We start from the raw sequence: 9,340 nt of genomic DNA, 5'->3' as shown, positions 1-9,340 counted from the left end.
CGTGACGAGTTGCCCCCCTTGAAGGCCCAGGGAGGCCCTGGGAGGTCGGGATGCGCAGCCCCCCAGCAGCCCCCGTGGCGATCGGCCCTCAGCCGCCCCCGACGCGCGCCCGGCGCCGCTCGTTCGCCTCGGCCAACTCATGGAGCATCGGGACCGTCTCGTCCCAGCCCACGCAGGCATCCGTGATGCTCTGGCCATAGACGAGTTCGGCGCCTGGCTTCAGCGACTGATTGCCGCCGACCAGGTTGCTCTCGATCATCGCGCCGATGATCCGGCGGTCACCGCGACCGATCTGCCCGGCGACGTCGTGGCAGACCTGGATCTGCTTCTCCGGGCGCTTGCGGCTGTTGGCGTGACTGAAGTCGATCATGATCTTCGGCACCAACCCGCTCGCGACGATCTCCTCGGCGGCGATGCTGACGCTCTCGGTGTCGTAGTTCGGCCGCTGGCCACCGCGCAGGATGATGTGGGTATCCTCGTTGCCGGCCGTCGTGAAGACCGCCGAGTGGCCCTCCTTGGTCATCGACAGGAAGACGTGGGGCCGGGCCGCGGCGTGGATCGCATCGATCGCGACCTTGACGACGCCGTCGGTACCGTTCTTGAAGCCCACCGGACAGGACAACCCCGAGGCCAGCTCGCGGTGGCCCTGACTCTCGGTCGTGCGCGCCCCGATCGCCCCCCAACTGACCAGGTCGGCGACGTACTGGGGCGTGATCAGGTCGAGGAACTCGGTGCCGGCCGGCATCCCCCGCTCATTGAGATCGAGCAGCAGGCCCCGCGCCAGACGCAGGCCCGTGTCGATCTCGAAACGCCCATCGAGGGTCGGGTCGTTGATCAGGCCCTTCCAGCCGACGGTCGTGCGCGGCTTCTCGAAATAGACCCGCATCAGGATCAGCAGCTCGCCCGCGAGGTCATCGCGCACCGCGCGCAGCCGCTCGGCATAGTCGTGGGCTGCCCTCGGGTCGTGGACCGAGCAAGGGCCGACGACGACCAGCAAGCGCTCGTCCTCGCCGTGGAGGATGCGTTGGATCGCGCGACGGGTCTCGTAGACGGTGGCCGCGGCGGCCTCGGTGACGGGCATCTCCTCGCTGAGCGCCCGGGGGGTGATTACCTGCCTGATCTCGCGGATGCGCAGGTCGTCGGTGGCGTGGGTCATGTGGCGAATCGCGGGTCGGTCGGAAATGGGCATTATACGGCAACCCGGCCCGGCGATCGGCAGGCATTCTTTGAAAGCCTTCAGCCGCCAGCCGCCAGCCGCCAGCCGCCAGCCGCCAGCGCAGACTGCGCCGGGCCTTGGCGACATTGTGTCCGGATCGGCGGCTCGCTCAGCGGCGAGGAGCGCTTTCGGTGCGGGGCAGGTGCGGCTTCAGCCGCGAGGCCATTGGCCCAAACGACCCGGGCCATCGGGGCCTCGCTGCGGCTGAAGCCGCACCTACAGCCACAAGACGTCCTCCATCGAGGCCCTCAGTGGGCGCTGTGCAGCAGCCTGCCCTGCCCGTCGACCACCTCGACCTTGATCGGGATGCCCTCGCGGATGCTCGCGCTGACGACGCAGAAGTCTTCGAAGAGGTCCTTGCAGCGGTTGAAGCGCGGCGAGGCGGCCAGCTCGTCGGCGACGATGAGGCGCACCTCCATGCCGCCGATGCGCAGTCGGCGCTGCTCGTTGCGCACGACGATACAGGTCGCCTCGGCCTTGAGCGCGTGGGCCGGCGGCTCCTCCTTGGCCAGGCAGTAGAGAAGGCTCGCCGACAGGCAGTTGGCCGCGGCCGCGGCGAGGAGCCGCGAGGCGTTCGGCCCGGACGTCTCGCCGAGCGGCGGCGGCTCGTCCATCAGCAGGTCGGCGGCCCGCTTCCAGTCGAACCGGACGTTGATCTGGTAGTCCTCCTGCTGTTCCAGGTGGATCGTGAATCGGCCTTGCTCCGACATGGTCAGTCCTCGCTGTGGTCGGTCATGGTCGCAACCCGCCCGAACGGTTCCCGGCCGCCCTCCCGGACGCGGCCTCGGTCCCGCCAGGACAGGCGCGTCTTGGGATCGCGCGCGCGGCGGATGGCCGCCGCCCGGAACGAGCCGGGGACGCTGGTCAACGCCCGCCAGTCGCCCGAGCGGATCAGCGGCCGATCCTGGATCCGACCGCGATAGCAGTAGATCCAGGCCGGCCCCCAGGGCGAGGCGATCGGGGTGCGGGTGTAGAGCCTGGGATAGTCCTCGAGCCGGTCGAGCCGACGCAGCCCGGCCGTGTCGACGCGGTAGACCTCGCCGACGACGGCGGTGCGCCCGCCGCGGGTGAGCCCAGGATAGGCACCCAGGTCGTAGAGCGCGAAGCAGGGCTCGGTGCGATGCCCGCCGAGGAATTCGGCGTCGGCCAGCAGCCGGTGATTGACCTCGCCGCGCCGCAGGGTGCCGTAGACGAAGACCCGATGCTCCATCGCCGCCCTCAGGGTTCGATGCGGCTGCCGAGCAGCACCAGGAACTGACGCATCCAGGCCGGGTGGGCCGGCCAGGCCGGCGCCGTGACCAGATTGCCGTCGGTGCAGGCGTTGGCGAGTTGACCGCCGACCTCGTGCCAGGTGCCACCGGCGGCCTCGATCTCGGGCTGGACCGTCGGGTAGGCGGTGCACACCCGCCCCTTCAGCACCCCAGCGGCGACCAGGATCTGCTGGCCGTGACAGATCGACGCGATGGGCTTTCGTGCCTGGGCGAAGTGGCGCACCATCGCGAGCAGGCGCGGATCGAGGCGCAGGTATTCGGGTGCCCGCCCGCCGGGTATCACGAGGGCGTCGTAGGCGGTCTCGTCGACGGCATCGAAGTCGGCGGTGAGCGCGAAGCCGTGGCCGGGCCGCTCGCTGTAGGTCTGCGCGCCGTCGAAGTCGTGCACGGCGGTGCGCACCTTTTCGCCGGCCCGTTTGCCGGGGCAGACGGCATCGACCTCGTGACCGACCATGAGGAGGATCTGAAAGGGCACCATGACCTCGTAGTCTTCGACATAGTCGCCGACCAGCATGAGGATGCGCTTGGCGGACATCGCTGCGGGCTCCTGAGGGTTCGTTCTGCGATGTCGGGACTATACCAAAGGCGGCGGACCACGGCGCTGCGCTCGCTGACGACCGCGCATGGTATCCTTTGCGACTTTTCCACGACCGGCGACCCGGTACCGGGGCCGCCCCGACCCTCGGATGCGAGCCGCGGCCGAAGGACCCGCGCCGGTGACCTTCACGGCCAACTGAACCAGGACATGAATCCGGATCTGGATCGTCTCCAGCCTTACCCGTTCGAGCGCCTCGCGGCGCTGAAGCGTGGCGTCACGCCGCCGCCGGACAAGGCCCATATCGCCCTCTCGATCGGCGAACCACGCCACCCGACCCCGGCACTGCTCACCGAGGCACTGACCGCCCACCTCGGCGAACTCTCCGTCTATCCGTCGACGCACGGCGTCGCGGCCCTGCGCGAGGCGATCGCCGCCTGGCTCGCACGGCGCTACCGCCTGGGTGCGCCGGGCATCGACCCGGAGCGCCAGGTGCTGCCCGTCAACGGCACCCGCGAGGCCCTCTTCTCGTTCGCCCAGGCGGTCGTCGACCGGGGCACGCAGCCGCTGGTCCTGATGCCAAACCCCTTCTATCAGATCTACGAGGGGGCGGCCCTGCTCGCCGGCGCCGAACCGCACTATCTGCCCTGCCGGGCCGAGAACGGCTTCCTGCCGGACTTCGCCGCCGTGGATACGGCGACCTGGCGCCGCTGCCAACTCCTGTACCTGTGCTCGCCGAGCAACCCGAGCGGCGCCGTCATGGACCGCGCGACGCTCGCCGGCCTGATCGAGCTCGCCCAGCGCCACGACTTCGTCATCGCCGCCGACGAATGCTACGCGGAGATCTACCTCGAGGAGTCCGCCCCGCCGATCGGCCTGCTGGAGGTCGCCGCCGAGCTCGGCCTCGACGACTACCGGCGCTGCATCGTCTTCCATAGCCTGTCGAAGCGCTCCAACGCCCCGGGCCTGCGCTCCGGGTTCGTCGCCGGCGACGCGGCGATCCTCGCGCGGTTCTTGAAGTACCGCACCTACCACGGCTGCGCGATGCCGCTCCACCACCAGCACGCGAGCCTCGCCGCCTGGGGCGACGAGGCCCATGTCCTCGAGAATCGCCGCCTCTACCGCGACAAGTTCGCCGCCGTGCTGGAGATCCTCGATGGCGCCTTGGAGGTCGCCAGCCCGAGCGCCGGCTTCTATCTCTGGCCGGCGACGCCGATCCCGGATACCGACTTCGCCCGCGGCCTCTTCGCCACCGAGCACGTCACCGTGTTGCCCGGGCGCTTCCTGTCGCGCCCGATCGCCGGCGAGGACCCCGGTGCTGGGCGGGTGCGCCTCGCCCTGGTCGCACCGCTCGCCGACTGCGTCGAGGCGGCGCAGCGGATTCGCCGCTACACTGCGATGCTTTAGAGCCCTTGGCCACCCTGGCTGAACATGGCGGGGCGTCCCCGCCCTGCACGCGCACCTTGAACCGGTTGAGCGATTCGAGATGCCCCTGAATCCAATCCCGCCCGCGGAGCCTGTCATGAGCGACAACCAAGCCATCATCACGGCCGCCTTCGAGCGCCGTGCCGAGATCACCCCCCGGAACGTCGAGACCCTGGTCCGCGATGCCGTCGTCGATACCATCGAACGGCTCGACCGCGGCGAGCTGCGCGTCGCCGAGCGGCGCGACGGCACCTGGGTCGTCAACGACTGGATCAAGAAGGCCGTCCTCCTGTCCTTCCGCATCGAGGACAACTGGTTCATCAAGGGCGGCTTCACGAACTACTACGACAAGGTCCCGTCGAAGTACGCCGACTACAACTCCAAGCAGTTCCGCGACGGCGGGGTGCGGGTCGTGCCGCCGGCGACGGCGCGGCGCGGCGCCTACATCGCCCCGAGCTGCGTGCTGATGCCCTCCTACGTCAACATCGGTGCCTACGTCGATTCGGGCACCATGGTCGACACCTGGGCCACCGTCGGCTCCTGCGCCCAAGTCGGCAAGAACGTCCACCTCTCCGGCGGCGTCGGCATCGGCGGCGTGCTGGAACCCGTACAGGCAGCCCCGACCATCATCGAGGACAACTGCTTCATCGGCGCCCGCTCCGAGATCGTCGAGGGGATCATCGTCGAGGAGGGCGCGGTCATCTCGATGGGCGTCTACATCGGCCAGAGCACGAAGATCTTCGACCGCGAGACCGGCGAGATCCACTACGGCCGCGTGCCGGCCGGGGCCGTGGTCGTCCCCGGCAGCCTGCCGGCGAAGGACGGCAGCCACAGCCTCTACTGCGCCGTCATCATCAAGCGAGTCGATGAGCGCACCCGCAGCAAGGTCGGCATCAACGAGTTGCTTCGCGACATCTAAGGCGATTGCCGGAAACAAACCTACGGGATGACGCGGGACTTTCGTTTGTCTTCAAGGAGCGAGCGCAGGAGCATAGCCCAGCTATGGGAGTGCGCTCGCGACACAGAAGGCGGGCGAAAGGACAAGCCAGACGGTAGGTTTGTTGACAGAGATCGCCTTAGAAACGGTGCAGAAACAGATATAAGCACGCGGAAGACAAGAAACTACGAAAGTCGCGAAAAACCGCACATTCTTCCGCGTATATTCGCCCTTTTCGCGTGTTTCGCGCGTTTCGTAGTCTAAGAGAAGATGCGCCGGTTGTTTTTGAATCGTCACTAAGGGCACGCACCGCACCGCCGACCACGAACAGGCGTCATGAGTCGGTGGTGCGATACGATCGCCGATGTCGGATTCGGCAACACCGACCCGACCGACAAGCGGCCTTCGAGCCCGTAGCCTACGCACCGCGTACCACCCACGCTCCACAGCTTCATTCTTAAGAGAGGGAGAGAGCCCATGGCCGACAATGTCGTATGGCACCATCACGCGGTCGACCGAACCGTCCGCGCCGACAACAAGGGGCAGCAACCGGCGGTGATCTGGTTCACCGGCCTAAGCGCCTCGGGCAAGTCCACGCTCGCCGGGGCGCTGGAGCAGATCCTCACCGAACAGGGCTACCACACCTACCTGCTCGACGGCGACAACGTCCGCCACGGGCTGTGCCGCGACCTCGGCTTCAGCGACGCCGACCGCACGGAGAACATCCGCCGCGTCGGCGAGGTCGCCAACCTGATGGCCGACGCCGGCCTCATCGTCATGGCCGCCTTCATCTCGCCGTTTCGCGTCGACCGCCAGGTGGTGCGTGACATCGTCCCGGACGGCCAGTTCATCGAGGTCTTCGTCGACGCCCCGCTCGACGTATGCCGCGAGCGCGACCCGAAGGGCCTCTATGCCCGTGCCGAGCGCGGCGAGATCAAGCAGTTCACCGGCATCGACAGCCCCTACGAGGCACCGCAAGCGCCCGAGGTGCACATCGATGCGGGCCGTCTGAGCGTCGCGGAGTCGGTCAACCAGTTGCTCGAATACCTGCACGCGCAAGGCCGGCTGAAGGCCGGCTACCGCCTGGTCGATGTCGAGGTCGTGGCCTGAGCGAGCCATCACGCGACGCTCAGCGCCGCCAGCCGGCGAGGATCTCCAGACAGCGGCGGGTCATCGCCTGCGCCGCCTGCGGGCTGTCGGCCTCCGTGTAGGCGCGCAGTTCCGGGGCGTTGCCGGACGGGCGCAGGTGGGCGATGGCGCCGCTCGCGAACGTGATGCGCAGGCCGTCGGTCGAGTCCAGCGCGGCGACGGGGCCGAAATCCCCGGCGAAGAGGCCGGCCACGGCCTGCCGGTCGCGCTCGCCATCGCCGGTCATCAGGGCCGCGAGCCGCGCCCGGCTGATCTCGGTCGGGAAGTCCTTGAGGCGATCGCTGTCGGTGAAACGCGCCGGAAGGTTCCCGACCAGGGCCGACAGCGGTCGGCCGCGGCCGGGGCCGGCGGCGAGCAGGGTCACGGCGACGATGGCCGCGTCGCGGGTCGGCAGCGCCGGCAACCGGCGGTCGTCGGCGACAATGTCGGTCGCCGTCAGAAAACCGCCGTTGGCCTCGTAGCCGACGATGGGCGCAAGGCCCTCGGCCCCCAGCTCGGCCATGCCAGCGATCACGTACGGCGAGCCGATGCGGGTGCGCACGACGCGTGCGAACCAGCCGCAGCGCTCGAGCGCCGTGTTGCTGCTGACCGGCGTGACGACCCCGACGGCCCCGAGCGCGCGGGCGCATAGGATGCCGGCGACATCGCCGCGCAACCAGTGGCCCTGCGCGTCGGCGACGAGCGGACGGTCGCCGTCGCCGTCGGCCGAGACCAACGCATCGAAGCGTCCGTCGGCCGCCCATTCACGGGCCAGCGCGACGTCCTCCGGGCGCACGGCCTCGGTGTCGACCGGGATGAACGCCTCGGAACGTCCCAACCGTGCCACCTCGGCCCCGAGCCCGGTCAGGATGGCCAAGAGCGGCTCGCGGGCGACCGTGGAGTGCTCGTAGAGGCCGACCCGCACCCCGGCGAGGCAATCCCGCGGGAAGAAGCCGAGATAGCGGGCCACGTAGGCGTCGAGGGCCGCGCCGTCGTGCGGCGGGAGGTCGCTGCCCCGGCCAGGCACGAAGGCACCGGCAGGCGTGAACATCCCGGGCGGGACCTCGACCCGTTGCGCGCGGATGCCGGCCTCGTCGTCCTTGAGGATCTCGCCGTCGGGCCTGTTGAACTTGATGCCGTTGCGATCGTCCGGGATGTGGCTGCCGGTGACCATCATGGTCGGAATCCCGGCGGCGATGCCGAAGGCGGCCAACGCCGGGCTCGGGATCCGACCGAAATAGCGCGGCCGCAGGCCCATCGCGGTCACGGCCGCGGTACAGGCGGCGAGGATGCGACCGCTGCTCGGGCGCAAGTCGCCGGCGAGGCCCACCTCGCCGGCGGCTCCGATCCGGCCGCACGCCCTCAGGTACTGGAGGAATCCCAGGGTGTAGGTCCAACAGACCCGATCCGTCATCGCTGCCGCGAGCCCCCGCGCACCGCTGGTGCCGAAGGCCACGCCACTCTCGCTCATCAGGTCGTCGATTCGCATCCCCCCTCCCCGTCTCGGTGGCGCCAACTCGGGAGCGATTCTAGCAGTCCAGCCCTGTCGCGGCAGGGGTCTTGAATTTTCGGGGGCACCCTCAATACCCTTGATGCCGCGCGATGGCCGCCAGGCGCGGCGCGCGACCTCCGTGAGGGGACATTGAAAAATTGCCATCCGGGCAATCTTTCAAGACGCAAAGCGAAAATGCGATTTCCGCTTCGCTTCATTTTCAGTCGCTTAAGCGGCCGAGAATGGCGGGGCACCCTTGCCCCGCGCGGGCACCTTGATTTTTTCGAGGTGTCCGTGAATCGCGGCGCAGAAAAGGCCATAATCAAGCCGCACGAAGACCTTGTCCCGTCACCGTAGCCGCCAGTGCGGTGAAACCCCTCTTTCGATTTCCACCACTTTGGGAGTTGCCATATGATGAGACCGCAACGACGACTGGGCCTGCTCGCATCCGCCATCGCCCTTGCCCTTGCCTACGGTCCGACCGCCTGGGCCGAGACGCAGTCCGCGAACGAGGCACCCGCCGCCGAGGCGGCCCCGCCGACCGACCAAACGCAACCCCCCGCACCGGCCGAGGCCGACCCACGTGCCCGCATCGAGCAGCGCCGCGCCGAGGCGATGGCCGAGCGCGAGAGACGCTACGAGGAGCTGCGCGCGCAGGCCGCCGAGGTGGGCATCGACCTGCCCGCGGCACCACCCTGGGCGCAGACCAGGCCGCAGCCGCCCGCGATGCCCGACATGCCCCAGGCGCCCCAGATGCCTGACATGCCCGAGTGGCCAGCGGCACCCGGGATGCCCCCATCGATGATGGAGAGGCCGGGGATGGCCGCGCCCGCCTCATCGAGCCGGGCCGAATGGGACGAGCAGCGCGAGGCACGCTGGACCGAGCTGCGCGAGCGGGCCGCCGAGAAGGACATCGATCTACCGGAGAAGCCGCTCTGGCAGCTGACCTCGCCGGAGGAGCGCCAGGCCCATGCCGAGACCATGCGCAACCTCACGCCGGAGCAGCGCCGCACCCTGCACGCGCTGCGCTGGGAGATGATGCGCGCGCAGGCGGCCGAGCGCGGCATGGAGTTGCCGGAGAGTCCGCCCTGGGAGCAGATGATGAAGGAGCGCGAGGCGATGCAGGAGCGTTGGAAGGGCTATCGGGAGACCGTCGAGGCCATGACCCCCGAGCAGCGCGAGGCCGCGGCCGCGATCTTCGGCGCCCCGTTCGGCCCCGATGGCGACAACCCCTACGGCGCCGGACCGGGTAGCTTCCAACACCCGCCGATGATGCCGCCGCAGGGCGGGCCGGGCTACGACCAAGGCATGCCCCCCTCCCACCCTGGCCTGCTGC

At 69.3% G+C, this 9,340-nt stretch carries 8 protein-coding genes and 1 pseudogene; 4 read left to right on the top strand and 5 right to left on the bottom strand.

Annotated elements, in window-relative coordinates; all coding sequences use genetic code 11:
* Positions 1 to 88 precede the first annotated feature (88 nt).
* The 4 genes from CKO41_RS17220 to CKO41_RS17205 form a co-directional block, all read right to left on the bottom strand.
* Complete coding sequence (locus CKO41_RS17220; protein ID WP_200253870.1) at positions 89 to 1,156, bottom strand: 3-deoxy-7-phosphoheptulonate synthase; 1,068 nt, start codon at positions 1,154 to 1,156, stop codon at positions 89 to 91.
* Positions 1,157 to 1,464: 308 nt separating this feature from the next.
* Positions 1,465 to 1,926, bottom strand: coding sequence for an OsmC family protein (locus tag CKO41_RS17215; protein WP_200253868.1), 462 nt, complete (start codon positions 1,924 to 1,926; stop codon positions 1,465 to 1,467).
* A gap of 2 nt (positions 1,927 to 1,928) precedes the next feature.
* Positions 1,929 to 2,426 (bottom strand): gamma-glutamylcyclotransferase family protein, encoded by a 498-nt coding sequence (locus tag CKO41_RS17210; protein WP_200253866.1) that lies wholly within the window; start codon positions 2,424 to 2,426, stop codon positions 1,929 to 1,931.
* Positions 2,427 to 2,434: 8 nt separating this feature from the next.
* Complete coding sequence (locus CKO41_RS17205) at positions 2,435 to 3,022, bottom strand: DJ-1/PfpI family protein (RefSeq protein WP_200253864.1); 588 nt, start codon at positions 3,020 to 3,022, stop codon at positions 2,435 to 2,437.
* Positions 3,023 to 3,232: 210 nt separating this feature from the next.
* On the opposite strand from CKO41_RS17205, the gene dapC reads away from it, so the two are divergent.
* The 3 genes from dapC to cysC all read left to right on the top strand — a co-directional run bounded on the left by dapC (position 3,233) and on the right by cysC (position 6,494).
* Positions 3,233 to 4,429 carry a succinyldiaminopimelate transaminase gene (gene dapC / locus CKO41_RS17200; RefSeq protein ID WP_200253862.1) on the top strand — a complete coding sequence of 399 codons (1,197 nt, stop codon included), beginning with the start codon at positions 3,233 to 3,235 and terminating at the stop codon, positions 4,427 to 4,429.
* A 115-nt stretch (positions 4,430 to 4,544) separates the two neighbouring features.
* Positions 4,545 to 5,366: a 2,3,4,5-tetrahydropyridine-2,6-dicarboxylate N-succinyltransferase gene (dapD, locus tag CKO41_RS17195; RefSeq protein ID WP_200253860.1), complete on the top strand. Its 822-nt coding sequence runs from the start codon at positions 4,545 to 4,547 to the stop codon at positions 5,364 to 5,366.
* 495 nt (positions 5,367 to 5,861) lie between these two features.
* Positions 5,862 to 6,494, top strand: a complete 633-nt coding sequence (gene cysC, locus CKO41_RS17190) for an adenylyl-sulfate kinase (RefSeq protein ID WP_200253858.1) — start codon at positions 5,862 to 5,864, stop codon at positions 6,492 to 6,494.
* 19 nt (positions 6,495 to 6,513) lie between these two features.
* On the opposite strand, the gene CKO41_RS17185 is transcribed toward cysC, so the two are convergent.
* Entirely contained in the window at positions 6,514 to 8,001 is a 1,488-nt protein-coding gene (locus tag CKO41_RS17185) for a phosphomannomutase (RefSeq protein WP_200383169.1), read from the bottom strand.
* A 414-nt stretch (positions 8,002 to 8,415) separates the two neighbouring features.
* On the opposite strand from CKO41_RS17185, the pseudogene CKO41_RS17180 reads away from it, so the two are divergent.
* A pseudogene (locus tag CKO41_RS17180) lies at positions 8,416 to 9,340 on the top strand (hypothetical protein); the annotation flags it as partial.

Source organism: Thiococcus pfennigii (assembly GCF_016583835.1).
In the GTDB taxonomy this organism is placed as follows: Bacteria; Pseudomonadota; Gammaproteobacteria; order Chromatiales; family Chromatiaceae; genus Thiococcus; species Thiococcus pfennigii.
Note: the sequence above shows the minus strand (reverse complement) of the source record. Positions and strands in the feature narration are given on the sequence as shown.